Source organism: Pseudomonas sp. Van50 (assembly GCF_055390755.1).
The window spans coordinates 5,040,095-5,064,046 of the sequence record NZ_AP024343.1 but is presented as its reverse complement, the minus strand read 5'-3'; the positions used below and the strand labels follow the sequence as shown (position 1 = coordinate 5,064,046).

Annotated in this window: 25 protein-coding genes and 1 pseudogene; 11 read left to right on the top strand and 15 right to left on the bottom strand. The window is 61.9% G+C overall.

Going from position 1 to position 23,952, the window contains the following annotated elements; translation table 11 throughout:
- Nucleotides 1-4: 4 nt before the first annotated feature.
- Nucleotides 5-541 (bottom strand): retropepsin-like aspartic peptidase RloA, encoded by a 537-nt coding sequence (gene rloA, locus ACZ5M5_RS21380; RefSeq protein ID WP_053186065.1) that lies wholly within the window; start codon nt 539-541, stop codon nt 5-7.
- Nucleotides 542-824: 283 nt separating this feature from the next.
- Here rloA and ACZ5M5_RS21375 point away from each other — a divergent pair, with 283 nt between their 5' ends.
- The 5 genes from ACZ5M5_RS21375 to prpF all read left to right on the top strand — a co-directional run bounded on the left by ACZ5M5_RS21375 (nt 825) and on the right by prpF (nt 7,624).
- A complete protein-coding gene (locus tag ACZ5M5_RS21375; protein WP_103311020.1) occupies nt 825-1,538 on the top strand; it encodes a GntR family transcriptional regulator in 714 nt (237 codons plus the stop codon).
- Nucleotides 1,535-2,419 carry a methylisocitrate lyase gene (gene prpB / locus ACZ5M5_RS21370; protein ID WP_030137801.1) on the top strand — a complete coding sequence of 295 codons (885 nt, stop codon included), beginning with the start codon at nt 1,535-1,537 and terminating at the stop codon, nt 2,417-2,419. Before ACZ5M5_RS21375 ends, prpB begins: the two co-directional genes overlap by 4 nt.
- Before the next feature lie 41 nt (nt 2,420-2,460).
- Nucleotides 2,461-3,588 (top strand): bifunctional 2-methylcitrate synthase/citrate synthase, encoded by a 1,128-nt coding sequence (gene prpC, locus ACZ5M5_RS21365; RefSeq protein WP_063325004.1) that lies wholly within the window; start codon nt 2,461-2,463, stop codon nt 3,586-3,588.
- 198 nt (nt 3,589-3,786) lie between these two features.
- Entirely contained in the window at nt 3,787-6,378 is a 2,592-nt protein-coding gene (gene acnD / locus ACZ5M5_RS21360; protein ID WP_464737952.1) for a Fe/S-dependent 2-methylisocitrate dehydratase AcnD, read from the top strand.
- A gap of 52 nt (nt 6,379-6,430) precedes the next feature.
- Nucleotides 6,431-7,624, top strand: a complete 1,194-nt coding sequence (gene prpF, locus ACZ5M5_RS21355) for a 2-methylaconitate cis-trans isomerase PrpF (protein ID WP_060741354.1) — start codon at nt 6,431-6,433, stop codon at nt 7,622-7,624.
- Between the two features lie 381 nt (nt 7,625-8,005).
- Here the strand turns inward: prpF and ACZ5M5_RS21350 are convergent, their stop codons facing one another.
- The 10 genes and pseudogenes from ACZ5M5_RS21350 to soxR form a co-directional block, all read right to left on the bottom strand.
- Entirely contained in the window at nt 8,006-8,899 is an 894-nt protein-coding gene (locus tag ACZ5M5_RS21350) for a metal ABC transporter solute-binding protein, Zn/Mn family (RefSeq protein ID WP_464737951.1), read from the bottom strand.
- Entirely contained in the window at nt 8,900-9,799 is a 900-nt protein-coding gene (locus ACZ5M5_RS21345) for a metal ABC transporter permease (protein WP_464737950.1), read from the bottom strand.
- Nucleotides 9,799-10,551 (bottom strand): metal ABC transporter ATP-binding protein, encoded by a 753-nt coding sequence (locus ACZ5M5_RS21340; RefSeq protein ID WP_207282719.1) that lies wholly within the window; start codon nt 10,549-10,551, stop codon nt 9,799-9,801. The genes ACZ5M5_RS21345 and ACZ5M5_RS21340 overlap by 1 nt, the downstream gene beginning before the upstream one ends.
- Nucleotides 10,548-11,477, bottom strand: coding sequence for a metal ABC transporter solute-binding protein, Zn/Mn family (locus ACZ5M5_RS21335; protein WP_092332497.1), 930 nt, complete (start codon nt 11,475-11,477; stop codon nt 10,548-10,550). The genes ACZ5M5_RS21340 and ACZ5M5_RS21335 overlap by 4 nt, the downstream gene beginning before the upstream one ends.
- A gap of 35 nt (nt 11,478-11,512) precedes the next feature.
- Complete coding sequence (locus ACZ5M5_RS21330; protein WP_464737949.1) at nt 11,513-12,088, bottom strand: DUF6162 family protein; 576 nt, start codon at nt 12,086-12,088, stop codon at nt 11,513-11,515.
- Nucleotides 12,085-12,411, bottom strand: coding sequence for a hypothetical protein (locus ACZ5M5_RS21325; RefSeq protein WP_060741359.1), 327 nt, complete (start codon nt 12,409-12,411; stop codon nt 12,085-12,087). The genes ACZ5M5_RS21330 and ACZ5M5_RS21325 overlap by 4 nt, the downstream gene beginning before the upstream one ends.
- The gene (locus ACZ5M5_RS21320) at nt 12,408-12,953 is read right to left on the bottom strand and encodes a thiamine pyrophosphate-binding protein (protein ID WP_464737948.1); all 546 of its coding nucleotides are present in this window, start codon (nt 12,951-12,953) and stop codon (nt 12,408-12,410) included. The genes ACZ5M5_RS21325 and ACZ5M5_RS21320 overlap by 4 nt, the downstream gene beginning before the upstream one ends.
- A complete protein-coding gene (locus ACZ5M5_RS21315) occupies nt 12,950-14,164 on the bottom strand; it encodes a PepSY-associated TM helix domain-containing protein (RefSeq protein ID WP_060741361.1) in 1,215 nt (404 codons plus the stop codon). The genes ACZ5M5_RS21320 and ACZ5M5_RS21315 overlap by 4 nt, the downstream gene beginning before the upstream one ends.
- 219 nt (nt 14,165-14,383) lie before the next feature.
- Nucleotides 14,384-14,841, bottom strand: a pseudogene (locus tag ACZ5M5_RS21310) (VOC family protein).
- A 108-nt stretch (nt 14,842-14,949) separates the two neighbouring features.
- The gene (gene soxR / locus ACZ5M5_RS21305) at nt 14,950-15,396 is read right to left on the bottom strand and encodes a redox-sensitive transcriptional activator SoxR (RefSeq protein WP_060741363.1); all 447 of its coding nucleotides are present in this window, start codon (nt 15,394-15,396) and stop codon (nt 14,950-14,952) included.
- A 96-nt stretch (nt 15,397-15,492) separates the two neighbouring features.
- Here soxR and ACZ5M5_RS21300 point away from each other — a divergent pair, with 96 nt between their 5' ends.
- From ACZ5M5_RS21300 to ACZ5M5_RS21280, 5 genes are all read left to right on the top strand, one after another.
- Nucleotides 15,493-15,858 (top strand): antibiotic biosynthesis monooxygenase, encoded by a 366-nt coding sequence (locus ACZ5M5_RS21300; protein WP_103310695.1) that lies wholly within the window; start codon nt 15,493-15,495, stop codon nt 15,856-15,858.
- Between the two features lie 116 nt (nt 15,859-15,974).
- On the top strand, nt 15,975-16,241 hold the full coding sequence (locus tag ACZ5M5_RS21295) for a hypothetical protein (protein WP_053123631.1): 267 nt from the start codon (nt 15,975-15,977) through the stop codon (nt 16,239-16,241).
- A 103-nt stretch (nt 16,242-16,344) separates the two neighbouring features.
- A complete protein-coding gene (locus ACZ5M5_RS21290) occupies nt 16,345-16,959 on the top strand; it encodes a LysE family translocator (RefSeq protein ID WP_103310697.1) in 615 nt (204 codons plus the stop codon).
- Nucleotides 16,960-17,118: 159 nt separating this feature from the next.
- Complete coding sequence (locus tag ACZ5M5_RS21285; protein ID WP_464737947.1) at nt 17,119-18,285, top strand: cysteine desulfurase family protein; 1,167 nt, start codon at nt 17,119-17,121, stop codon at nt 18,283-18,285.
- Between the two features lie 45 nt (nt 18,286-18,330).
- Nucleotides 18,331-20,139: an aminopeptidase P family protein gene (locus tag ACZ5M5_RS21280; protein ID WP_464737946.1), complete on the top strand. Its 1,809-nt coding sequence runs from the start codon at nt 18,331-18,333 to the stop codon at nt 20,137-20,139.
- A 9-nt stretch (nt 20,140-20,148) separates the two neighbouring features.
- Here ACZ5M5_RS21280 and ACZ5M5_RS21275 read toward each other — a convergent pair whose 3' ends face one another.
- Nucleotides 20,149-20,739, bottom strand: coding sequence for a DsbA family protein (locus ACZ5M5_RS21275; RefSeq protein WP_464737945.1), 591 nt, complete (start codon nt 20,737-20,739; stop codon nt 20,149-20,151).
- Between the two features lie 34 nt (nt 20,740-20,773).
- Nucleotides 20,774-21,502, bottom strand: a complete 729-nt coding sequence (locus ACZ5M5_RS21270) for an SDR family oxidoreductase (protein ID WP_060741370.1) — start codon at nt 21,500-21,502, stop codon at nt 20,774-20,776.
- A gap of 89 nt (nt 21,503-21,591) precedes the next feature.
- Between ACZ5M5_RS21270 and ACZ5M5_RS21265 the strand changes: the two genes are divergently transcribed.
- Entirely contained in the window at nt 21,592-22,161 is a 570-nt protein-coding gene (locus ACZ5M5_RS21265) for a TetR/AcrR family transcriptional regulator (protein ID WP_464737944.1), read from the top strand.
- 6 nt (nt 22,162-22,167) lie between these two features.
- Here the strand turns inward: ACZ5M5_RS21265 and ACZ5M5_RS21260 are convergent, their stop codons facing one another.
- Together ACZ5M5_RS21260 and rhtA are read right to left on the bottom strand one after the other, a co-directional pair.
- Entirely contained in the window at nt 22,168-22,449 is a 282-nt protein-coding gene (locus tag ACZ5M5_RS21260) for a hypothetical protein (RefSeq protein WP_060741372.1), read from the bottom strand.
- A 168-nt stretch (nt 22,450-22,617) separates the two neighbouring features.
- On the bottom strand, nt 22,618-23,508 hold the full coding sequence (gene rhtA / locus ACZ5M5_RS21255) for a threonine/homoserine exporter RhtA (RefSeq protein ID WP_060741373.1): 891 nt from the start codon (nt 23,506-23,508) through the stop codon (nt 22,618-22,620).
- Nucleotides 23,509-23,952 lie beyond the last annotated feature (444 nt).

Below are 23,952 nucleotides of genomic sequence, written 5' to 3'. Positions count from 1 at the left end.
GGAATTACTCTGCGGTTTGAGCGGCATTGGCGCAGGCGGGTTTGCCGGCAGCGTATTTAAGACTGGGATCGACCAGCGCGTCGAAGCGCTTGAGCGCCTCGGAACCGATCAGCAACGGGTATTGGAAGGCGCTGCGGTCGGTCAGGTTCACTTCGATGCTGCGCAGGGCCGAACCCATGCAGATGTCCAGTTCGATGACTGGCCGGGCCGTGTATTTCTTGCCTTCTTCCGGGTCGTAGTCACCGGCGCGGCGCTTGATCTTGCTGACCCGGGCCAGCGGACGTTCGATGGGGTGCGAGTGGGCTGCGTCGATGGCCAGGTAAAAACGCACCCAGGATTCGCCATTGCGCTTGAAGCGCTTGATGTCCCGGGCGCTGAGGGAGGCGGTCTTGGCGCCGGTGTCGAGCTTGGCGGCGACCTCCAGGTCGATGCCCTGCAGGGCGGCGTATTCGTTGAGGCCGTACACGGTTTTTTCACCCGCCACGGCAAGCCCCGGCAGGCACATGAAATAGAAAGCGGCAGATAAGGGCTTGAGTGTCATAGATCCTGGTGCGCAGCGTTCCGTTTATCGGTTCAGGCCCTGGCATTACTGCACAAGCTCCCTAGGCAGCCTTTCTCTAATAAAAGGAGAGCGGCGAATAACCGCGGCATTCTAGCACGGTGGTTTTCTGACGCCACCGCTGGCCGGAGGCTACGAGTCTTCATGCAACAGGGTTATCTCCAGGGCGTTTATTAGACGATTGTCGACAATGTTGATTTTTGTTTTGACGTAAAGGCCGTTGTTGGTTAGTTTTTGCCGTATTGATTTCCAAGGTGTCGACAATATGCTCGATCAGCTCGAAAGTCCGGTGATGGTCCAGGACGACTCGGAGACCCTGTCCGAGAACGTCTTCCGGCGTATCCAGGCCGCCATCGTCAAGGGCGAGATCGCCCCCGGCAGCAAGATCTCCGAGCCTGAGCTGGCGCGCACCTACGGCATCAGCCGCGGGCCGCTGCGCGAGGCCATTCACCGCCTGGAAGGCCAGCGCCTGCTGGTGCGCATTCCCCACGTCGGTGCCCGGGTGGTGTCGCTGAGCCACGCCGAGCTGCTGGAACTCTACGAAATCCGTGAATCCCTCGAAGGCATGGCCTGCCGCCTGGCGGCCGAACGCATGACCCTGGAAGAAATCGACGAACTGCGCCGGGTGCTGGAAACCCACGAGCGCGATGCGGCGTTCCAGGCCGGTGTCGGTTATTACCAGCAGGAAGGCGATTTCGACTTTCATTACCGGATCATCCAGGGCAGCGGCAACCGCACCCTGACGCAGATGCTGTGCGGCGAGCTGTACCAACTGGTGCGCATGTACCGGATCCAGTTCTCCACCACGCCCAACCGTCCGCGCCAGGCATTTGCCGAGCACCACCGGATTCTCGACGCCATCGCCGACCGTGACGGCGAACTGGCTGAATTATTGATGCGCCGGCACATCGGCGCCTCCAAACGCAATATCGCGCGTCATTTCCAGGACAGCGCCGCCACTGAACGAGGTGAGTCATGAGCAACAGCACTCCAGGCCAGCGTTTCCGCGATGCGGTCGCCAGCGAGCATCCGCTGCAAGTGGTGGGCACGATCAACGCCAACCACGCGCTGCTGGCCAAGCGCGCCGGTTTCAAGGCGATCTACCTGTCGGGCGGCGGCGTGGCGGCCGGTTCCCTCGGCGTGCCGGACCTGGGCATCACCGGCCTGGATGACGTGCTGACCGATGTACGGCGTATCACCGATGTGTGCGACCTGCCGCTGCTGGTGGACGTGGACACCGGCTTCGGTTCCTCGGCGTTCAACGTGGCGCGCACGGTCAAGTCGATGATCAAGTTCGGCGCCGCGGCGATTCATATCGAAGACCAGGTCGGCGCCAAGCGTTGCGGCCATCGTCCGAACAAGGAAATCGTCTCCCAGCAAGAGATGGTCGACCGTATCAAGGCTGCCGTCGATGCCCGTACCGATGACAGTTTCGTGATCATGGCCCGTACCGATGCCTTGGCGGTGGAAGGCTTGGAATCGGCCCTGGACCGCGCCGCCGCGTGCATCGAGGCCGGTGCCGACATGATTTTCCCCGAAGCCATCACCGAGCTTGAGATGTACAAGCTGTTCGCCAGCCGCGTGAAAGCGCCGATCCTGGCCAACATCACCGAATTCGGCGCGACCCCGCTGTACACCACCGAACAGCTGGCCGGGGCCGACGTGTCCCTGGTGCTGTACCCGCTGTCGGCCTTCCGGGCCATGAACAAGGCGGCCGAGAACGTCTACACCGCGATCCGCCGCGACGGCACGCAACAGAATGTCATCGATACTATGCAGACCCGCATGGAGCTTTACGATCGCATCGACTACCACACCTTCGAGCAGAAGCTCGATGCGTTGTTCGCGGCGAAGAAGTAAGGCGCGACTCCCCTACAAATTCAAGAAAATGGAGACAGCAAATGGCCGAAGCAAAAGTACTCAGTGGCGCCGGGCTCCGTGGCCAGGTAGCCGGGCAAACCGCATTGTCCACCGTGGGCCAATCGGGTGCCGGCCTGACCTATCGCGGCTACGACGTTCGCGACCTGGCGGCAGATGCGCAATTTGAAGAGGTGGCCTACCTGCTGCTGTACGGCGAACTGCCGACCCAGGCACAGTTGGACGCCTACACCGGTAAGCTGCGCCAGCTACGCGACCTGCCCCAAGCCTTGAAGGAAGTGCTGGAGCGCATTCCCGCCGACGCCCACCCGATGGACGTGATGCGCACCGGCTGCTCGTTCCTGGGCAACCTGGAACCCGAGCAGGATTTTTCCCAGCAACATGACAAGACCGATCGCCTGCTGGCCGCGTTCCCGGCGATCATGTGCTACTGGTATCGCTTCAGCCACCAAGGCCAGCGCATCGAATGCGTGACCGACGAAGTGTCCATCGGCGGCCACTTCCTGCATTTGCTGCACGGCAAGAAGCCGAGCGAGCTGCACGTCAAGGTGATGAATGTCTCGCTGATCCTCTACGCCGAGCACGAATTCAACGCCTCGACCTTCACCGCCCGGGTCTGCGCCTCCACGCTGTCGGACCTGTTCTCCTGCATCACCGCCGCCATCGGCTCGCTGCGTGGCCCGTTGCATGGCGGTGCCAACGAAGCGGCGATGGAAATGATCGAGCGCTTCAGCTCACCGCAGGAGGCCATCGAAGGCACCCTCGGCATGCTCGCGCGCAAAGACAAGATCATGGGCTTCGGCCACGCGATCTATAAGGACAACGACCCGCGCAACGAGGTGATCAAGGGCTGGTCGAAAAAACTCGCCGACGAAGTGGGCGATACCGTGCTGTTCCCGGTGTCCGAAGCCATCGACAAGACCATGTGGGAACAGAAGAAGCTGTTCCCCAACGCCGATTTCTATCATGCCTCGGCGTACCACTTCATGGGCATCCCGACCAAGCTGTTCACGCCGATCTTCGTCTGCTCGCGCCTGACCGGCTGGGCCGCCCACGTGTTCGAACAACGCGCCAACAACCGCATCATCCGACCGAGCGCCGAATACACCGGCGTCGAACAGCGCAAGTTCGTGCCAATCGAACAACGCTGAGCTGGAGGGTTTTAGCCGCCGGAACTGAAATGACCCCGAAACCCTGTGGGAGCGAGCTTGCTCGCGATTGCGCACTGACATTCAACATTGATGTCGACGGATGCGCCGCTATCGCGAGCAAGCTCGCTCCACAGTGGCCGGGGGGACTTCAAGTACTGCGCCAGCCCCTTCTGAAACCACCGTGACCGAGTCCTGACGATGAACACAGAATTTCGCAAACCGCTGCCTGGCACTTCGCTGGATTATTTCGACGTTCGCGGCGCAGTGGAGGCCATCCGCCCCGGCGCCTATGACGGCCTACCGTACACCTCCCGCGTGCTGGCGGAAAACCTAGTGCGTCGCTGCGACCCGGCCACGCTGCGCGAGTCGCTGCTGCAACTGATCGAGCGCAAGCGCGACCTGGATTTCCCGTGGTTTCCGGCCCGCGTGGTGTGCCATGACATCCTCGGCCAGACCGCCCTGGTGGACCTGGCCGGCCTGCGCGACGCCATCGCCCTGCAGGGGGGCGACCCGGCGCAGGTCAATCCGGTGGTGCCGACCCAACTGATCGTCGACCATTCCCTGGCGGTGGAAAGCGGTGGTGCCGACCCGCAAGCCTTCGCCAAGAACCGCGCCATCGAAGACCGCCGCAACGAAGACCGCTTTCACTTCATCAACTGGACCAAGAAAGCCTTCAAGAATGTCGATGTGATTCCGCCGGGCAACGGGATCATGCACCAGATCAACCTGGAGAAAATGTCACCGGTGATCCAGCAGCGTGACGGCGTGGCGTTCCCCGACACCTGCGTCGGCACCGACAGCCACACCCCCCACGTCGATGCCCTGGGCGTGATCGCCATCGGCGTCGGTGGCCTGGAGGCCGAAAGCGTCATGCTCGGTCGCGCCTCGTGGATGCGCCTGCCGGAAATCGTCGGCGTCGAGCTGACCGGCAAGCTGCAACCGGGCATCACCGCCACCGACATGGTGCTGGCGCTGACCGAGTTCCTGCGCAAGCAAAAAGTCGTCGGGGCATGGCTGGAGTTTTTCGGTGAAGGCGCCAGTGCCCTGACCTTGGGCGACCGTGCGACCATTTCCAACATGGCCCCGGAATACGGCGCTACGGCGGCGATGTTCCATATCGATCAACAGACGATCGAGTACCTGAAGCTCACCGGCCGCGAAGACACCCAGGTGCAGTTGGTGGAAACCTATGCCAAGCACGTGGGCCTGTGGGCCGATAGCCTCAAGGGCGCACAGTACGAGCGTGGCCTGACCTTCGACCTGTCCTCGGTAGTACGCAACATGGCTGGCCCGAGCAACCCCCACGCCCGCGTCGCGGTGTCGGAGCTGGCCGCCAAAGGCATTTCCGGCCAGTGGGACGATGTGCCCGGGCAAATGCCCGACGGCGCGGTGATCATCGCCGCCATCACCAGTTGCACCAACACCAGCAACCCGCGCAACGTGATCGCCGCAGGCCTGCTGGCGCGCAACGCCAACCGCCTGGGCCTGGCCCGCAAGCCGTGGGTCAAGTCGTCCCTGGCCCCGGGCTCGAAAACCGTGGCGCTGTACCTGGACGAGGCCGGCCTGACGTCCGAACTCGAGAAGCTGGGCTTCGGCGTGGTGGCATTCGCCTGCACCACCTGCAACGGCATGTCGGGCGCGCTGGACCCGGTGATCCAGCAGGAAATCATCGACCGTGACCTGTACGCCACCGCCGTGTTGTCGGGCAACCGCAACTTCGACGGGCGTATCCATCCGTACGCCAAGCAGGCGTTCCTGGCATCGCCACCCCTGGTGGTCGCTTATGCCATCGCCGGGACCATCCGCTTCGACATCGAAAAAGATGTGCTGGGCGTGGTGGACGGTCGCGAGATCCGCCTCAAGGACATCTGGCCGAGCGACGAAGAAATCGACGCGGTGGTCAAGGCTTCGGTGAAGCCGGAGCAGTTCCGCCAGGTGTACATCCCGATGTTCGCCATCCAGGAAGACACCGGGCCGAAAGTGACGCCGCTGTACGACTGGCGCCCACAAAGCACCTACATCCGTCGTCCGCCGTACTGGGAAGGGGCGCTGGCCGGTGCGCGGCCACTCAAGGGCATGCGCCCGCTGGCGGTGCTGCCGGACAACATCACCACCGACCATTTGTCGCCGTCCAACGCCATCATGCTGGACAGCGCCGCTGGCGAGTACCTGGCGAAAATGGGCCTGCCGGAAGAGGACTTCAACTCCTACGCGACCCACCGCGGTGACCACCTGACCGCGCAGCGCGCCACCTTCGCCAACCCGAAACTGTTCAACGAAATGGTCCAGGAAAACGGCAAGGTCAAGCAGGGCTCCCTGGCCCGAGTCGAGCCGGAAGGCAAGGTCATGCGCATGTGGGAGGCCATCGAGACCTACATGGAACGCAAGCAGCCGCTGATCATCATTGCCGGTGCCGACTACGGCCAGGGCTCGTCCCGGGACTGGGCGGCCAAGGGTGTGCGCCTGGCCGGTGTCGAGGCGATCGCCGCCGAGGGTTTCGAACGCATCCACCGCACCAACCTGGTGGGCATGGGCGTGTTGCCGCTGGAGTTCAAGCCCGGCACCGATCGCAAGACCCTGGGCATCGACGGCAGCGAAGTCTATGACGTGATCGGCGAGCGCACGCCGCGGGCGACGCTGACCCTGGTCATCACTCGCAAGAACGGCGAGCGCGTCGAAGTGCCGGTGACCTGCCGTCTCGATACCGCCGAAGAAGTGTCGATCTATGAAGCCGGGGGCGTGTTGCAACGCTTTGCCCAGGACTTCCTGGAATCGGCGGTGGCCGTTTAAATCGCTTGGGTGGTCCGTTCTCCGGCCACCCTTTTTTCAGGAGTTAGAGCACATGGCTCACTCGCCTCAAATCAAGATCCCCGCGACCTACATGCGTGGCGGCACCAGCAAAGGCGTGTTCTTCAGCCTGCAAGACCTGCCCGAAGCGGCTCGCGTTCCTGGCCCGGTCCGGGATGCCCTGCTGTTGCGGGTGATCGGCAGCCCCGACCCGTACGAGAAGCAGATCGATGGCATGGGCGGCGCAACGTCCAGCACCAGCAAGACGGTGATCCTGTCCAGGAGCACCCGGGCCGACCACGATGTCGATTACCTGTTCGGCCAGGTGTCCATCGATAAGCCGTTTGTGGACTGGAGCGGCAACTGCGGCAACCTGTCGGCGGCGGTGGGGTCGTTTGCCATCAGCAGCGGTTTGGTGGCGTCCGACCGGATTCCGCAAAACGGCGTGGCCGTGGTACGGATCTGGCAGGCCAACATCGGCAAGACCATCATTGCCCATGTGCCAATCACCGAGGGCGTGGTGCAGGAAACCGGGGACTTCGAACTCGACGGCGTGACCTTTCCAGCGGCCGAAGTGCAATTGGAGTTCATGGACCCGGCGGCCGAGGAGGAGGGCGGTGGTGGCTCGATGTTTCCCACCGGCAACCTGGTGGACGACTTGGAAGTGCCCGGTGTTGGTACCTTCAAGGCGACGCTGATCAACGCGGGGATCCCGACGATTTTCATCAATGCCCGCGATGTCGGCTACACTGGCACTGAATTGCAGGGGGCGATCAACAGCGATCCCAAGGCGTTGGCGATGTTCGAAACCATTCGCGCCCACGGTGCCTTGCGCATGGGCTTGATCAAGCACCTGGACGAAGCGGCCCAGCGCCAGCACACACCGAAAGTGGCGTTTGTCGCGCCGCCGGCGGATTACCTTTCCTCCAGCGGAAAAGCCGTGGCGGCGGGGGATGTCGACTTGCTGGTGCGGGCGTTGTCCATGGGCAAGCTGCACCACGCCATGATGGGCACCGCAGCGGTGGCCATCGGCACCGCCGCAGCGATTTCCGGCACCCTGGTGAACCTGGCCGCCGGCGGCATCGAGCGTAACGCCGTGCGTTTCGGCCACCCGTCCGGCACCTTGCGCGTCGGCGCCGAGGCCAGCGTGGTCAACGGCGAATGGACCGTTAAAAAAGCCATCATGAGCCGCAGCGCGCGGGTGTTGATGGAAGGGTTCGTGCGGGTGCCGGGGGATGTCCTGAACTGAGTCGAAAAAGCTGTGGGAGCGAGCTTGCTCGCGATAGCGGTGTATCAGCCTACATGGATGTTGGATGTGCTGGCCTCATCGCGAGCAAGCTCGCTCCCACAGGGGATTTTCAGTGGATCCGGAATCTCATCTGTCACCGATCAAACTGTGGGAGCGAGCTTGCTCGCGATGGCGGTGTGTCGGCTGACATGGATGTTGTATGTGCTGGCCTCATCGCGAGCAAGCTCGCTCCCACAGGGGATTTTCAGTGGATCCGGAATCTCATCTGTCACCGATCAAACTGTGGGAGCGAGCTTGCTCGCGATGGCGGTGTGTCGGCTGACATGGATGTTGTATGTGCTGGCCTCATCGCGAGCAAGCTCGCTCCCACATGGATTGTTGTCAGCCTCCCGTCAGCGCGGTGACGACCAGCACTGCATTACTTTCCAGCTCCGCCACCGGGTCGTCGGCATCGATGCTGAGCACCAGCAACTGGCTGCCGCCCTCGGCAATGGCTGCCTTCAGCGCATCCGAAGGCTGGCGATGATGGAGCACCAGCGCCACGTCGTTGTCCTTCAACGTCGTACTCAATTGCTTGAGGGTTTCGGCGGTCCATTCGGTATCAGGCCGGGTATCGGTGCTGATGGCGTCCAGGTTGAGCCCGCTGATCAGGTAGCCGAAGTGTTCGCTCAGGCTGACCACGCTCAGGTTATCGGCGCTGGCGAGGCGTTTTTCGCTGTCGGCGCTGAGTTTGAGCAGGCGCTGCTTGAGTGCCGCCAGGTTGGCGTCGATTTTCGGTTTGTCCGCCGGGGCCAGGCGCACCAGGTCGGCGGCGATCACGTCGGCCATGCGCCCCAGGTTATGGCTGGCCATCCACGGCTGGCTCGCCAGGCCGTCGGCCATGCCCGGTTGCACGGCGATGCCGGGCAGGGCGCCGTCCACCGGGCGCGCGGCATCGACTTCGACGATGCGGATATTGCTGCGTCGGGCCATGGGGTACAGCGGATCGTCCGGCCATAGCGAGCGCAGGCCGATCACCCCGTCGGCAGCGCTGGCCAGTTTGCTCAAGGCTGGTGCACCACGACCGCTGAAGTAGGCACTCTGGCGGGTGCCGGGCAGATTGGCGGGCGCGGCCCGCTCCAGGCTGACCTCGGTGCCCTTGAGCAAAGCTTCGCTCAATCCATAGGTGACTGGCAGCGATGCCAGCAGACGAACCTTTTCGCTGGCGAATGACGAGGTGACGGCCACGCCGCACAACGCGACGGCCAGGGTCAGTTGTCGCAATGAAAAAACCATTTATCCAAGATTCCCTTTGAGGCTGGGGACGACACCGCGGGCGATGGCGCTCAGGGCGAAGGCGATGCCGGCCACCAGGATGATCGCGGCGCCGGACGGGATCGGCAGGTCGAACACAATCGGCGCGAGGATCCCGCACAAAGTGCTGACGGTGGCGATCAGCACTGAACACCAGAAAAAGCCTTTCAATGATTGACTGAGCAGGCGCGCCGCCGCAGCGGGGATCACCAGCAACGCGCCCACCAGAATGGCACCGATGACTTTCACCGCCGCCACGGTGATCAGCGTCACCAGGACCACGAACAGGTAGTCCAGGGTCTTGACCGCCACCCCGCGCACCGACGCCAGTTGCGGGTTGAAGCTGGCGAGCATGATGCGGTTGTACAGCGGCAAGGCCAGGGCCATCACCAGCGAGCCGACCACCGCCAGCACCAGCAGGTCATTGCCATTGACCGTCAGCACCGAGCCGAACAATACGTTTTCCAGAATGTGCACATTGATCTTGCCCGCCAGGATCAACAGCAGGCTGGCGCCCAGGGCCAGGGACACCGACAGGAAGACGCCGATCAGCGTATCGGGCGCCAGGCCGGTGCGGTTGCGCAGGTAATTGAGCAGGATGCCAAACAACAGGCAGTAGCCGAACAGGCTGCCGTAAGGCCCGGTGTAGGGTTCGCCGAGCAGGATGCCGATGGCCACGCCGGTGAGCGCCGCATGGCCCACCGCCTCGGAAAAAAACGCGAAGCGCTTGACCACCACCAGCGTGCCGAGGCCGCCCAGCACCGGGCCGATCAACAGCCCGGCCAACAACGCATTGACCACGAACCCATAGGCCAGCGCTTCAGGCAGGTAACCGGCCGAGGCCCAACCCTGGACCATCAAGCGAAAGGCTTCATAACTCATCAGGCCGCGCTCCCGTTCGTGCGTGGATGGGTGGAAAACAGCGTCAGCAGCCGTTCCGGGGTCAAGGTCTGGCGTGGCGGGCCGTCGAACAGCACGCGGCGATTCAGGCCGGTGACACGGTCGGCCAGGCGCCCGACGGCTTCCAGGTCATGTTCGATCCACAGCACGGTGATCCCGGCCTGGCGCCAGTCCTGCAGCAGCCGTTCGAACACCTGGATACCGGCCTCGTCCAGGGCCGACATCGGTTCATCCAGCACCAGCAATTGCGGCGAGGGAATCAACCCCTGGGCCAGCAACACCCGCTGGCGCTCGCCGCCGGACAGCGCGCCCATGCGCCGCTTGCGCTTGTCCTGCATGCCGACCCGCTCCAGGGCCTGGCCGATGGCGCCGGCGTAATGCTTGCTCAAGCCGAGAAAGGCCGGCCGCCGCTGACACATCGCCGCCATGAAATCGTCCACGGTCATGGGCAGGCCCCGGTCGAATTCCAACGCCTGGGGTACGTAGCCGATCACCCCGGGTTCGCCCGGCCATTGCAGGCTCAGGCGTCCCTGGTGTGGCATCTGTCCCAGCAAGGTCTTGATCAGCGAACTCTTGCCGCCGCCATTGGGGCCGACCAGGGCATGGATGCTGCCGGGTTCCACCTGAAAGGCCACGTTGTCGAGAATGGTGGTGCGGCCCAGGTTCAGGCTGACCTCGGCGAACTCGATCAAGGGGCCGACGCGTTGCAGGGTGAGGGGTTCCTGGACGGTCATGCGCCGGACTCCTGGATCGCCCGGACCACGGTGTCGAGGTTGCCGGCCATTTCCTTTTCGTACTTCTCGGCGCTGTAGTCGCCGTAGGAAATGTGCGAGAGCGGGTACAGCTTCACGCCCGACTCACGTTGGATGGTATCGACGTAGGTGGAGGGGAAATCCATCTCCGAGAAGATCACCTTCACGTCCAGCTCCCGCAGTTGGTCGATGGTTTTCTTCAATTGGCTGGGGCTCGGTTCGATGCCATGGGCCGGCTCGACCACGGCGGTCACTTCCAGGCCGAATTCGCGCAACAGGTAGTCATAGGCAGCGTGCACCGTGGCGACCCGCAATTCGGCATTGGGAGCCTGGGTCAGCTTCGCCAGGGCGGCGGCGCGCATCTGCCGCAGGCGCTTGCCATAGGCGCGGGCGTTCTGGGTATAGGCCTTGGCGTTGTCCGGGTCGAGCTTGCCCAGTTCCCGGGCGATGTTATTGACCTGGGCGATGGAGGCACTGATGGACAGGAAGGTGTGCGGGTTCACGACCTTGCCCGCGCCTCGGGCCGCCGTGCCGGTGGCGGCCAGCAGGGGCACGTTTTCGTTGGCCTCGATCACTTTCACGTCCGGGGTTTCGCTGGCGGCGATCATGCGGTCGGCGAAGTCGTCATGGCCCACGCCGTTGAGCACGATCACGTCGAGGCCGCTGATGCGCTTGATGTCCTCGGCCCGTGGTTCATAGGCGTGGGGGTTGAAACCGGCCGGGATCAGCGGTACGACCTCGGCCTTGTCGCCGACGATGTTGGCCACGTAGCTGTAATACGGGTGCAAGGTGATGCCAATGCGCAGGCGCTTGGCTGTTTCGGCGCTCACCGGCGAAGTGAACAGGCAGGCCAGCAGGCCGATCAACAGCAAGCGCAGCAAGGGTCGGCGTTGAGATGCAATAGGCATGGGCAAACGATCTTCTCTCGAATGAGGGCGTGGGGTCAGTGCCGGTGCTGGCGGGTTACGCCGGCATCGAATTGCGCGACGATCTGTTGCCAGCCGGCGGCGGACAAAGCCGCATCGTCCAGCGCGGAGGGCGTCGCGAGGTCAGTGCCGCGGTTGAGCCAGATGTCCGGGGCGGCGTCGGACGTTTCGCCGATGCGCATCAGAAACGAACCGGCCACCGACGGATTGGCACTGGCGCCGAAGTAGGCCTGGTCCTGCAGTTGTTGCCAGGCGTGGCCGCCCCGGCTGACGGAGCTGGCGTCCTGGGCGAACGGCGCGAAGCCTTCTTCGGCCAGGGTTGGCGGACTGGGCAGGGTGGGTTGGTCTTCGCGCAGCAAGCGGATTTCATCCAGGGTCACCCGCAGGTCGGCATAGATGCCTTGCTCGGCGGCGCTGAGGTCGCGGCGGGCGTCGAGCTGGTTCGAGGCCAGGTGAGGCGTGTCCTCGGCCTTGCCATGCCAGGCCACCACGGACCCGGCCACCAGCACGATCACCAGGCACAACAGCAACACATACAGGGTTTCATGGCCCGCGCCGGCGGGGCGGATGACTTGAGTCGTGGCGTTGCTCATGGGGCCTCGATGTCGGCTTGGTCGATTTCCACCACGTGGCCTGGGCCGGCGTCGAAGAGCACGTAGAATTCAGCGTTCGGTTTCTTGAAGGTCAGCTTCGAGTCGGCACCGAGCTTGCCCGGAACGAGGATGGTTTCGTCATAACCGATCACGTCCAGGGTCACTCCGGGTGCACCGCTGCCGTCGGAAAAACCGCCGGTGCATTGGATCTGCTCGGCGTCGATGGCCTTGCACTCGCACATCGGGTTGTGGGCCAGGACGCTGGTGCTTGCGCCTGCGCAGAACAGCAGCGCCAGGCCCTTGGATAAAGCGCGGAAGGTCATGGTTTGGGTCCTTGGTTCTTCAGCCAGGCGACGGTGGCCGGGGAGGCCTGGCTCAGGGGAATGGAGGCCTGGTGCATCGAACCGTCCCAACCCTCGAGGGTTATCCACAGTTCGGCATCGGGCTGGGTCTTTGGCGGGACCGGCAACAAGGCGCCCATGCGATAGGGCGAGCCGAAGAAAATCACCCCGGCGGCCCGCAGGCTACGAGGCTTGCCGATGCGCAGGTAGGTGGCCTTGACCTGGCCGATACAGCTCTGGCACAGGGCCGCGTTGAAGTGCTTCATCGGCCCGGCGGGCCCTTCGGTCCGTGGGGCTTCGTTGCGAAACTCCGCCAGGCGCAGGCTCCAGGGACCGACCTGGACTTCGCCGACTTCCCGCTCGCCAAGCCCTGCATCGCCGCGGAACAGGGCGGCTTCGGAGAGGTATTTGGGCATGAATCCCAGGGGGATCAGCAGCAGCAACACGTTGAGATGGAAGCGCCATTTATGCCAGAACAGGCTCAGGCGTGACGGTGATGATGAAGCGGTATTGGACGGGTTCACAGGCTGCCCTCCGACGATTCACGGTGGACGGACGGTTGCAGTGCCTGCGCGATTCGGGCGCCGCGGGTGGGTTTCTGGCTTCGCTTGAAGGCATTGGCGGTGGCCAGGGCCGTGCGTTTGGTCCAGATCAGCAGCCCGCTGAGGACCATCATGCTCAGGATCAGACCGAAGAAAAACCAGATGAGCTTGATCCAGAGGCCGCCGAAGTCCCCGGTGTGCAAGGGCCGCATGGATTCGGTGACGAACTCCAGGGTCGTGCGGTCCGACAGCAACCGGGAGGCGGCCACGTCGCCGTTGTAGGGATTGATGGTGGCGGTCTGGAACATCAGCGGATACCACCCGCGGCCACCGATTTCCAGATGGCTGTAGGCATTGCCGGGCAGGCTGATGAAACTCGCTTCCAGTCCCGGGATGCGTTGCTGGGCGATTTCGATGGCCCGGTCCAGGTTCAACTGCGGTGGCGCCTGGCCGTCAACGGCCAACGGCACGTTTTCACGGGCCACCACCGGGATGACCGGTTCGCTGGAAATGGAGATCTGGTTGTCGCCCAGCAAGGCCTGGATCAGGAACCAGGTGCCGGTGACGGAGATGACCGCGATGAACCAGATCGACCAGATACCGCTGAGCCGGTGGAAATCACCCCAGAAAATCCGTGCGCCATGGCGAATCCGCAGGGTCGGACGAAAGAAGCCTTTCCAGAAACGCTTGTAGACCACCAGCCCGGTCACCAGGGACGCGAGCAAGGGCAGGCCCAGGAACGACACCAGGTACCAGCCCCAACTGTAGCCATTGGTGAACGGCACCAGCCACCAGCCATGCAGGGCGCGGGTGAAGGCCTGGAAATTGAATGTCGGCGCCGAGCCCTGGATGACGCCGCTGTACGGGTTGACGTAGACCGTGTCGGGGCGTCCGTCGGGGTAGGTCACGCCGACTTCCAGCGCAAAATGCGACTCGTCCGGACGGATGATGCTTTGCACCTGGGTTTGCGGCTGGGCCTGCTTGATGGCGGCGATCACCTGGTCATAGCTGAGCGACGTGGCCTCGTCCGAAGGCTTGTTGGCCCGCATGTCGGGGTTGGCCAGCCAGACGATCTCCTGGCTGACCACCGCCAGGGTGCCGGTGACGCAGACGATGAGCACGAAGAACCAGATGGGCAATGCCAGCCAGCTATGGACCAGGAACCAGAGTTTGGAGCGGGATTTCTTCGACATGATTGAACGTCTTGATTCGATGAAAGGTTCCGTATTGCGGGCTTTGCAACACCGTGAACCCAAAAAGGCAGGCCGTGGCTTTTGCCGACGCGGCCTGCTGCATCTAATTAAGACGAACGAGCGAGCAGAATCCCGAAAGGGAAGTTGAAAGAAAATGTTTCGCGTTTAGTTTCAGTGTCTTCTGTGGCTAGGGAGCGGGGCCCCTAGCCACAGACACGGTCAGCCTTGTTGAAACATCTCCCTGGCCCGTTGCTCGATCTGGTCCTGGCTCAGATCTTCCTTGTGCGTCGCGAGGAACCACAGATGCCCATAGGGATCTTTCAGGGTGCCGCTGCGATCTCCGTAGAACTGGTCCTTGACCTCGGAAATCACCGTGCCGCCGGCGGCAATGGCCTGGGCAAATGCGCTGTCCACGTCCTCGACATATAAATGCAGGCCGACCGATGGCGATTGGTCTGGATTGCTCAAGGGGCCTTGATCGCAAGGCGTGCCAAGCATGATCGGATAACCGTTGATCCGCAGCTCGGCATGGCCGATGCCCCGTCGGGCATGGCCAGGCGCATGACCTCGGTGGCATTGAAGGCCTTTTTGTAGAAGTCGATGGCTTCGGCAGCTTTTTGAATGCCCAGGTAGGGCGTGATGTTATGGAAACCTTCGGGAATGGCATTGACGCCCATGACGTTTCTCCTTTTGTAGGGAGGCGAAGAGAGTCTTCGTCGATTTGCGCTCCTCCACTATAGGCCAGCGACCCTGGCTGGACGCAGGGGCCGACGAACGCTTCAAGGCTATTCCAGCAGATGAGCCCCCGGCCCACGTTGGCCGAGTACGTCGCCCTGGTTGCGCAGCGGACAAGCTTCCATCGACAGGCATCCGCAGCCGATGCAACCGTTGAGTCGATCACGCAGCGCCACCAATTGGTTGATGCGTTCGTCCAGGTCCCGGCTCCACTGCGCCGACAAGGTTTGCCAGTCGGCGGCCGTCGGGGCGCGGTTGTCTGGCAGGTTGTTCAACGCCTCGCCGATTTCCGCCAACGGAATGCCCAGGCGCTGGGCGACCTTGATCAGTGCCACGCGACGCAATACCGCCCGTGGGTAACGGCGTTGGTTACCCGGGTTGCGCGTGCTTTTGATCAGCCCCTTGGACTCGTAGAAGTGCAGGGCCGTGACCGCCACGCCGCTGCGGGCGGCCACTTGGCCGACGGTGAGTTCCTTGTGGATATCGATCTGCGCCATCGTTTCAATTCACTGCTTGACCTCAAGTTAACTAGAGGTTTTACCCTGCACGCCTTCGGATCGCAAGATTCGCCTGACCTGCATAGGGGACCTTTCATGCAATCGACAAGGAACAATCGCAGTTTCACCCAACTGATGGAATTCGACATCGAACCTCAATGGCAGCAGGCGCTGGTAACCGCCTTGTCGGAACAGACCGAGCGCCTGGCCAGGGACCACCAGGGGTTCCTGAGTGCCAGTATCCAGGCCAGCGACGATGGTCGACGCGTGCTCAACTATTTGCAGTGGCAGACCCGCGAGGCAGGCGAGGCGGCACTTCGAAGTGTCGAAAAGGGCGAGCAGGGCTTCTGGCGGCTGATCCAGGCTCACCGCGCCAAGGCCGTGACGTTCGCTTCGTTCCAGGTGTTGCGCAATATCGAGCGCAGCCTGGACAACGCGCTGCATTGCCAGTTGGTCGATTAAGCGCAACGGCTGATCCAAGCAGGCAATACCCACTATCGAGAGGGTTGATTTCTGCCGCGCAGGACCGGCGGGTAGCCTTTGTTCATCGCCCAACTCCAGAACACCGGACACCCGCCATGAACCGTACCTTTGCCGTTTTGTTGCTCTTGACCGCCACCCTCCTGGGCGGCTGCGCCAGCTCTTCCCCGGAACTGCGCCCCTACACCGCCGACGAGACCCGCGAGCTGGCCCTTGAAGCCTTGAATCGCCGTGGCCTTTCGTTCGAGGAATACCACGCGAAAAAAGCCGAGCTGCTTGGCTCGTCGCAGAAAAACGTGGGATTCGACGATCAGGGCCAGATGAGTGCCGAGCAGGTCGTGCAACAGCCTGGCCGGTCTAGCTGAGGGACTGTACCGCTCAAAGTTTTGCCCAACTGTCCGTGGGTTTGGGTCTGGACGTGGGGTAGGGTCATGACTTGACTGACCGCCCCTGATGGACTGACCTGACATGACCCTTTCGCTTGACCTGCTGCTGGGCTTCGCCCTGTTTGCCCTGGTGACTTCGATCACGCCAGGTCCTAACAACACCATGTTGTTGGCCTCGGGTGTGAATTTCGGTTTCAACCGCACCATTCCGCACATGCTGGGTATTACCTGCGGCTTCTTTTCCCTGGTGCTGGCGGTGGGCCTTGGCCTGGGCGCGGTGTTCCAGACTTATCCACTGCTCTATACCGCGTTGCGCTACATCGGTGCGGCGTACCTGTTGTACCTGGCGTGGAAAATAGCCCACTCCGGCCCGGTTTCGGACAGCCAGCCGGGGAACAATACGCCGATCAGCTATTGGGGCGCAGCGGCGTTCCAATGGGTCAATCCCAAGGCCTGGATCATGGCCATCGGCGCCATCAGTACCTACACGCCCCTCCAGGGTTACTTCTTCAATGTGCTGGTGATTGCGGCGGTGTTTGCCTTGATCAATCTGCCAAGCGTGAGCCTGTGGGTGGTGTGCGGCAGCCTGTTGCGCAACCTGTTGCGTGATCGTCGCTGGCTGCGCATGTTCAACTGGGGCATGGCGCTGTTGTTGGTCGCTTCTATGTATCCGTTGTTGCTCGAAAGCATCAGTTGAGGGCTGAGCTTCGAGGCGATGCCTGCTAAGCTCGCTGTTCAGGAGCGTTCCTACGCACTTTTAAACGAAGTCCGACTTCTTTAAGGTCTTTGATCAGGTATTGCTTGTCTCGAACCCAACGAGGGCGCCTGATCCCGGAGCAGGCTCTGCGAGTTTCCTATGAATAAACGTCCGTTGTATTTCGATTACGCCGCCACCACGCCGGTGGATGAGCGGGTCATCCGGGTCATGGTCGAGTGTCTGGGTTTTGACGGCAACTTCGGCAACCCGGCGTCCAGTTCCCATGCCTTCGGCCAGGAGGCCCGGCGCTCGGTGGAGCGTGCCCGCCAGCAGGTGGCGCAATTGGTGGGGGCCCAGCCCGAACAGATCGTCTGGACTTCCGGCGCCACCGAATCCAACAACCTGGCCCTCAAGGGTGTGGCCCAGGCACGCAGTGGGTCCGCCGGCCATGTCATCACCAGCCTGATCGAGCACAAGGCGATTCTCGATACAGCGCGCCAGCTCGAGGAAAGTGGCGTCGCGGTTACCTGGCTGGCGCCGGACGCCGAGGGCCTGATCAGCCCGCAAGCGGTTCGCGAGGCGTTGCGCGAAGACACGTTCCTGGTCTCGCTGATGCTGGTGAACAACGAGCTGGGCACCGTCAACGACGTCATCGCCATTGGCGAGATCGTTCGCGAGCACGGTGCGTTGTTCCATGTGGACGCGGCCCAGGGCGCAGGCAAGGTGCAGATCGACCTGTCTCGCTGGCCAGTGGACCTGATGTCTTTTTCCGCGCATAAAATCTACGGCCCCAAGGGCATCGGTGCGCTCTACGTCGGCGACCGTGCCCGGTCACGGCTAGCGGCGCAGATCCATGGCGGTGGACATGAGGGCGGTTTGCGCTCCGGAACCCTGGCGACCCACCAGATTGCAGCCATGGGCGCCGCATTCGAACTGGCAGCCGCGGCATTCGACGAAGAACTCGCTAAAATCGCCCGGTTGCGCAATCGTTTGCTCGAGCCGCTGCTGGCGTTGCCTGGTGTGCGTATAAACGGCAGTGCGAGCCGCCGGATTCCCCACACGTTGAGCCTGACGTTCAACGAAGGTGAGTTCAACTCGGCGACATTGGGCGCATCGATTGCATTTTCCGCGACCTCGGCCTGCAATTCGGCGCACAACACCCCGTCCCACGTGCTGCTGGCCCTGGGGCACGACGCCCGTGCGGCCGGGCGGACCATCCGCTTGAGCCTGGGGCGCTTTACCACCGAGCAGGATATCGACGAGGCGGTGCGGCTGATCAAGGCGGCGTGCGCGACTGCGCCGGCGTTCTGGGCCACGACCCCATAAGCCGAATTCGGCATCGAACAACAATATCAATGAGCAGGAGAAACAATGAGCACCGAGCCTTTGCCCCATGGACTGGTTCCCCAGCGCCTGGCCCGAATCCGCCAACTGATGAGCCGCGAGGGTATTCACGCGTTGCTGGTGCCATCGGCCGACCCGCACCTGTCTGAATACCTGCCGGGCTATTGGCAGGGGCGGCAATGGTTGTCGGGGTTCCATGGTTCGGTGGGTACCTTGATCGTGACCGGCAGTTTCGCCGGCGTCTGGGCCGACAGCCGTTACTGGGAGCAGGCCACCAAGGAGCTGGAGGGCAGTGGTATCGAGCTGGTCAAGCTGATTCCAGGCCAGCCCGGTCCCCTGGACTGGCTGGCCGAACAAACGCCTGAAGGCGCAGTGGTTGCGGTCGACGGTGCGGTCATGGCCGTGGCATCGGCCCGCACCCTGGGCGGCAAGCTCGCCGAACGCGGCGCGCGGTTGCGCACCGACATCGACCTGCTCAAGGACGTCTGGACCGATCGCCCAGGCTTGCCGGATCAACCGGTCTACGCCCATTTGCCGCCCCAGGCGACCGTCAGCCGGGTCGAAAAACTCGCCAAGCTGCGCGAATCCCTCCAGGAGCGTGGTGCCGACTGGCATTTCATCGCCACGCTGGATGACATCGCCTGGTTGTTCAACCTGCGCGGAGCAGATGTGTCGTTCAACCCCGTGTTCGTTTCCTTTGCCTTGATCAGCCAGCAGCAAGCAACGCTGTTCGTGGCCCTGGACAAGGTTGACTCAGCGCTGCGTGCGGTTCTGGAGCAGGACGGCGTGACCCTGCGCGATTACAGCGAAGCCGCCGCCGCGTTGCGCGAAGTGCCGGATGGCGCGAATCTGCAGGTCGACCCAGCACGGGTGACGGTTGGCTTGCTGGATAACCTGGGCAGTGGCGTGAAGCTGATCGAAGGTCTCAATCCAACGACGCTGGCCAAGTCCCGTAAAAGCCTGGCCGACGCCGAGCACATCCGTCGGGCCATGGAGCAGGACGGCGCGGCGCTCTGTGAATTCTTCGCCTGGCTGGAAGGGGCCTGGGGGCGCGAGCGTATCACCGAGTTGACCATCGACGAGCACCTGACTGCCGCCCGCACACTTCGGCCGGATTTCGTCTCCCTGAGCTTCAATACCATCGCCGCCTTTAACGCCAACGGCGCGATGCCCCATTACCATGCCACGCAAGAGGCCCATGCCGTCATCGAAGGTGATGGCCTGTTGCTGATCGATTCCGGGGGCCAGTACTTGGGGGGCACCACTGACATCACCCGCATGGTGCCGGTCGGAACGCCCACCGCCGAGCAGAAACGTGACTGCACCCGTGTGCTCAAGGGTGTGATTGCCCTGTCCCGGGCCAAGTTTCCGCGGGGCATTCTTTCGCCCTTGCTGGATGCCATCGCCCGTGCGCCGATCTGGGCGGAGCAGGTCGATTACGGCCACGGTACCGGCCATGGTGTCGGCTATTTCCTCAATGTCCACGAAGGCCCGCAGGTGATTGCCTATCAAGCCGCTGCCGCGCCGCAAACGGCGATGCAGGCCGGCATGATCACCTCGATCGAGCCGGGCACTTATCGTCCCGGCCGCTGGGGTGTGCGCATCGAGAACCTGGTGTTGAATCGCGAAGCCGGAAGCAGCGAGTTCGGCGAGTTCCTTGAGTTCGAAACCCTCACGCTGTGCCCGATCGACACCCGTTGCCTGGAGCCTTCGCTGCTGACCCAGGACGAAAAAGACTGGTTCAACGCCTACCACGCCGAGGTTCAGCGTCGATTGAGCCCGTTGCTGGACGGTGACGCACTGCAGTGGCTCAACACCCGGACGATAGCGATTTGAGGTAGAGCATCAGGCGAGGGCTTCACGGACGAAGTCCAGCCGATCCTGGCCGAAGAACAGCTCGTCACCGACAAACATGCTCGGGGCACCGAACACGCCTCGTCCGATGGCGTCTTCGGTGGCGCTCTTGAGTGCTTGCTTGACCTGCTCGTCGTTCGTCAGGGCCAGCACATGGTCGGCGTCGAAACCGCCTTCGTTCAGGACTGCTGCGACAGTCGCGGGGTCATTGAGGTTGCGGGCGTCCACCCAAAAGGCGCGGAACAGGCAATCGACGAAGGCCTCGAAGCGTTCGGGATGACGCAGTTGCATGGCGGTCACCGCGCGCATCAGCTGCAATGTGTTGACGGGGAAGTATGGATTGAACTGGAAGGCGACGCCGTAGCGCTTGGCGAAGCGATTCAGATCCTTGAACAGGTAAGGGTTCTTGGCTGGCACTGTCGCCGGTGATGCATTGCCGGTTGCCTTGAAGACGCCGCCCAATAACATCGGACGATAGATCAACTGGCTGTTTGTCTGCGCGCACAGCGCCGGCAACTGGGTGTAGGCCAGGTACGTGGTCGGGCTGCCGAGATCGAAGTAAAACTCCACTGATTTGCTCATGGTACCTGCTCTCTTGTCGTTGTGAGGGGAGGGCTTACCAGCGTTCATTCCAGGGGCGCAGGTCCAGCTCGAAGGTCCAGGCGTCGCGAGGTTGGCTGTGCAGATACCAGTAGTTGTCGGCGATGTGTTCAGGATTCAGGATGCCGTCCTGATCCTTGGTGGCATATTTTTCCGGGAAATGATCGCGGATGAAGTCGGTGTCGATGGCGCCGTCCACCACCACATGGGCCACATGAATATTCAGCGGCCCCAGCTCCCGGGCCATGCTTTGGGCCAGTGCGCGGATGCCATGTTTGGCGCCTGCGAATGCAGCGAACCCTGAAGCGCCGCGCAATCCCGCCGTCGCCCCGGTAAACAGGATGGTTCCGCGTTGGCGCTTGACCATGCGCTTGGCCACTTCCCGTGCATTGAGAAAACCTGAGAAACAGGCCATCTCCCAAATCTTGAAGTACTTGCGTGCGGTTTCTTCGAGGATGCTGCAGGGGACGTTGGCGCCGATGTTGAACACAAAGGCTTCGATCGGGCCGATCTGGTTCTCGATTTGCTCGATGAGTGCAATCACATCGTCTTCTTTACGTGCATCACAGGCAAACCCGTGGGCTTCGCCGCCTTGAGCGCGGATTCCATCCACAAGCGGCTGGAGTTTGTCAGCGCTGCGACGGGTAACACAGGCTACGAAACCTTCCTGCGCAAAGCGTTTGGCAATCGCTCCGCCGGTGGCATCGCCCGCGCCAACAACCAGTACGACCTTCTTATTATTCATGGTCAGCCTCATGGGTAAACGATCGTTAACTAAACGGACGTTATGCTAAGGTCCGGCAAGCGTCAAGGTGAGCAATCAGGGGCAGGACCATGCGTTATTCAGCCAATCACAAAATGGAAACCCGCGAGAAACTGCTCGCCAGCAGTGCCGTGTCCGCCAAGAAATCCGGTTTCTCTACGGTCGGTGTCGACGGCCTGATGAAAGCGATCGGGTTGAGTGGCGGTGCGTTCTATAGCCACTTCTCGTCCAAGGATGAGCTTTTCAAGGCCATTGTTGAGCGGGAGTTGGCTCAAAGCCTGGATCGCTTGAGCGGCGACGGCGCCATGGACTCGATGAAACTGGAGCGCTGCCTCAAGCAGTACTTGAGCATGAGCCATGTCGAGCAGCCCGAGGCAGGATGTGCGTTAACGGTACTGGGCGCTGAGATCGCACGATCGGATGTTCAGGTGAAGGAGGCGGCGCAAACATGGATCTGTCGTTTGCACGAAAACTGGGCACGGATATTGGGAAGCGACAGCCTGGCCTGGGCCATTCTGTCTCAATGCGTGGGGGCGTTGGTTGTCGCGCGGATGCTGGTCACGCCGCAGGTCCAGCGTGATGTCCTCAAGTCCAGCCATGAGGAAATCAGTCGTCGAATCGCCGAACAGGGGCTCGGTTAAGGTAATTTATTTGCAGATGACGATCATGCTGCGACTGGTATAGCCGGCGGGATTCAGCCCGAAGGGATAATCCCCTGGTTCTTCGACGGCGTCGCCGGACTTGGCAATGACCTTGTAACTCTTGGGAGCACATGAATTGGCGGCACTGGCAGCGCACTGGTCCCAGGATGAGGACAGGCCGGAGCAATTGATGTGAAGACCCTTTTTGCCGCGTTTGACTTCACTTTTCGATGTTGCCGCACAGCCCGCTATTGCAAGTACGGCGATCAGTATCAAAATTCGTTTCATTCCCGTCCTTATGACCGCCGCGGATCTTATGTCTGCGTGCGATCGTGTGCGCTCTTGCTTGCAGCGTTCATGACGTCCTGTATGAAAAAATCCATGTCTGGCATTAGGTTACTGGCCTAAACATGGCCTAAATGCGCGGCAAATGCCAGACCTTCGTTAAATCCCGATTCAATCTACCGCGACAGCAGGCTTTGCGGTGCTGGCCATGGTCAGCGTTGCGCCCACCGACGCGAGGATGATGCAGGTAATGGCCATCCACTGGGCCAGGGACAAGTACTCCTGGAGAAAGACGAGCCCCGACAAGGCCGCGATTGCCGGTTCGACGCTCATCAAGGTGCCGAAGGTGCGGGCAGGCATTCGAGTCAGGGCGATCATTTCCAGCGTGTAGGGCAGGGCTGTGGACAGGATGGCGACGCCGAGGGCGATTGGAATCAGGCTCGGTGTGAGCAGTGCGGCGCCGGCGTGGACAATGCCGATAGGTGCGACGAACAGGGCCGCGATCATGACGCCCAGTGCTGCGGTCTGCACGCCATTGTCCGCTCCGGCTTTCTGACCAAACAGGATGTACAACGCCCAGCAGACACCGGCACCCAGCGCGTAGCCGGCGCCAACCAGATCGATACCGGCACTGGTCGCGCCGGTCGGTATGAGCAGCAGCAGGCCAACCACTGCCAAGGCAATCCAGAGAAAGTCGATCGCCCGGCGGGAGGCGTAAATGGCGACTGCCAGAGGCCCGGTAAATTCCAACGCCACGGCAATGCCCAGTGGAACGGTGCGAACTGACATATAGAAGAGGAAGTTCATACCGCCCAGTGCCATGCCGTAAACGATCACCGTGCGCAGGGATTGGCCGGTGAGCTTGGCGCGCCAGGGGCGTAGCATCAACAGCATGATGAGGCTGGCAAAAATGAGGCGCAGCGTCGTAGTGCCTTGTGCACCCACTATCGGGAACATGCTTTTGGCGAGGGAGGCTCCTGCTTGAATGGAAGCCATGGCTATCAATAGCAAGGCAACCGGGTACAGGGTGGAGGCCAGGCTGCGATGTGGGGGGAGCGTCATTACGAAGTGTCGTCCAGAATAAAGGCGGGGGAGGCTGCGTTGAGCAGTATATTGCGCATGTGCAGCGATTCCGTCTATATACCGGGCATATTTAAGTGTCATGTCGGGCTGTAGATAGAAAAATCAAATTAAGGGTTGACGGCAAATTCTGGACGTCTATAATTCGCCCCACTTCTGGCGCAGTCGAAACGGAAAACTCCTTGATATTCAACGAGTTAAGTAGGTTTCGAAGGTGCGGGGCTTCAGTTCATCGAGGTCTGGAAGGAGCAGGTAGAGTGGTGTTGTTTGACTCTATGTGCGGTTCGATCTTCTCGGTCGAAAGCGGTAAAAAAGAGGTGTTGACAGCAGCGAGTAACGCTGTAGAATTCGCCTCCCGCTAACGAGAGATCGGAAGCGCAAGTGGTTGAAGTTGAAAAGGAAACTTTGAAAACTTCTGAAAATAAC

What these genes read in the sequence shown, in the direction of transcription:
- rloA (WP_053186065.1), bottom strand. Translation starts at nt 541, where the DNA reads ATGACACTCAAGCCCTTATCTGCCGCTTTCTATTTCATGTGCCTGCCG.
- ACZ5M5_RS21375 (WP_103311020.1), top strand. Translation starts at nt 825, where the DNA reads ATGCTCGATCAGCTCGAAAGTCCGGTGATGGTCCAGGACGACTCGGAG.
- prpB (WP_030137801.1), top strand. Translation starts at nt 1,535, where the DNA reads ATGAGCAACAGCACTCCAGGCCAGCGTTTCCGCGATGCGGTCGCCAGC.
- prpC (WP_063325004.1), top strand. Translation starts at nt 2,461, where the DNA reads ATGGCCGAAGCAAAAGTACTCAGTGGCGCCGGGCTCCGTGGCCAGGTA.
- acnD (WP_464737952.1), top strand. Translation starts at nt 3,787, where the DNA reads ATGAACACAGAATTTCGCAAACCGCTGCCTGGCACTTCGCTGGATTAT.
- prpF (WP_060741354.1), top strand. Translation starts at nt 6,431, where the DNA reads ATGGCTCACTCGCCTCAAATCAAGATCCCCGCGACCTACATGCGTGGC.
- ACZ5M5_RS21350 (WP_464737951.1), bottom strand. Translation starts at nt 8,899, where the DNA reads ATGGTTTTTTCATTGCGACAACTGACCCTGGCCGTCGCGTTGTGCGGC.
- ACZ5M5_RS21345 (WP_464737950.1), bottom strand. Translation starts at nt 9,799, where the DNA reads ATGAGTTATGAAGCCTTTCGCTTGATGGTCCAGGGTTGGGCCTCGGCC.
- ACZ5M5_RS21340 (WP_207282719.1), bottom strand. Translation starts at nt 10,551, where the DNA reads ATGACCGTCCAGGAACCCCTCACCCTGCAACGCGTCGGCCCCTTGATC.
- ACZ5M5_RS21335 (WP_092332497.1), bottom strand. Translation starts at nt 11,477, where the DNA reads ATGCCTATTGCATCTCAACGCCGACCCTTGCTGCGCTTGCTGTTGATC.
- ACZ5M5_RS21330 (WP_464737949.1), bottom strand. Translation starts at nt 12,088, where the DNA reads ATGAGCAACGCCACGACTCAAGTCATCCGCCCCGCCGGCGCGGGCCAT.
- ACZ5M5_RS21325 (WP_060741359.1), bottom strand. Translation starts at nt 12,411, where the DNA reads ATGACCTTCCGCGCTTTATCCAAGGGCCTGGCGCTGCTGTTCTGCGCA.
- ACZ5M5_RS21315 (WP_060741361.1), bottom strand. Translation starts at nt 14,164, where the DNA reads ATGTCGAAGAAATCCCGCTCCAAACTCTGGTTCCTGGTCCATAGCTGG.
- soxR (WP_060741363.1), bottom strand. Translation starts at nt 15,396, where the DNA reads ATGGCGCAGATCGATATCCACAAGGAACTCACCGTCGGCCAAGTGGCC.
- ACZ5M5_RS21300 (WP_103310695.1), top strand. Translation starts at nt 15,493, where the DNA reads ATGCAATCGACAAGGAACAATCGCAGTTTCACCCAACTGATGGAATTC.
- ACZ5M5_RS21295 (WP_053123631.1), top strand. Translation starts at nt 15,975, where the DNA reads ATGAACCGTACCTTTGCCGTTTTGTTGCTCTTGACCGCCACCCTCCTG.
- ACZ5M5_RS21290 (WP_103310697.1), top strand. Translation starts at nt 16,345, where the DNA reads ATGACCCTTTCGCTTGACCTGCTGCTGGGCTTCGCCCTGTTTGCCCTG.
- ACZ5M5_RS21285 (WP_464737947.1), top strand. Translation starts at nt 17,119, where the DNA reads ATGAATAAACGTCCGTTGTATTTCGATTACGCCGCCACCACGCCGGTG.
- ACZ5M5_RS21280 (WP_464737946.1), top strand. Translation starts at nt 18,331, where the DNA reads ATGAGCACCGAGCCTTTGCCCCATGGACTGGTTCCCCAGCGCCTGGCC.
- ACZ5M5_RS21275 (WP_464737945.1), bottom strand. Translation starts at nt 20,739, where the DNA reads ATGAGCAAATCAGTGGAGTTTTACTTCGATCTCGGCAGCCCGACCACG.
- ACZ5M5_RS21270 (WP_060741370.1), bottom strand. Translation starts at nt 21,502, where the DNA reads ATGAATAATAAGAAGGTCGTACTGGTTGTTGGCGCGGGCGATGCCACC.
- ACZ5M5_RS21265 (WP_464737944.1), top strand. Translation starts at nt 21,592, where the DNA reads ATGCGTTATTCAGCCAATCACAAAATGGAAACCCGCGAGAAACTGCTC.
- ACZ5M5_RS21260 (WP_060741372.1), bottom strand. Translation starts at nt 22,449, where the DNA reads ATGAAACGAATTTTGATACTGATCGCCGTACTTGCAATAGCGGGCTGT.
- rhtA (WP_060741373.1), bottom strand. Translation starts at nt 23,508, where the DNA reads ATGACGCTCCCCCCACATCGCAGCCTGGCCTCCACCCTGTACCCGGTT.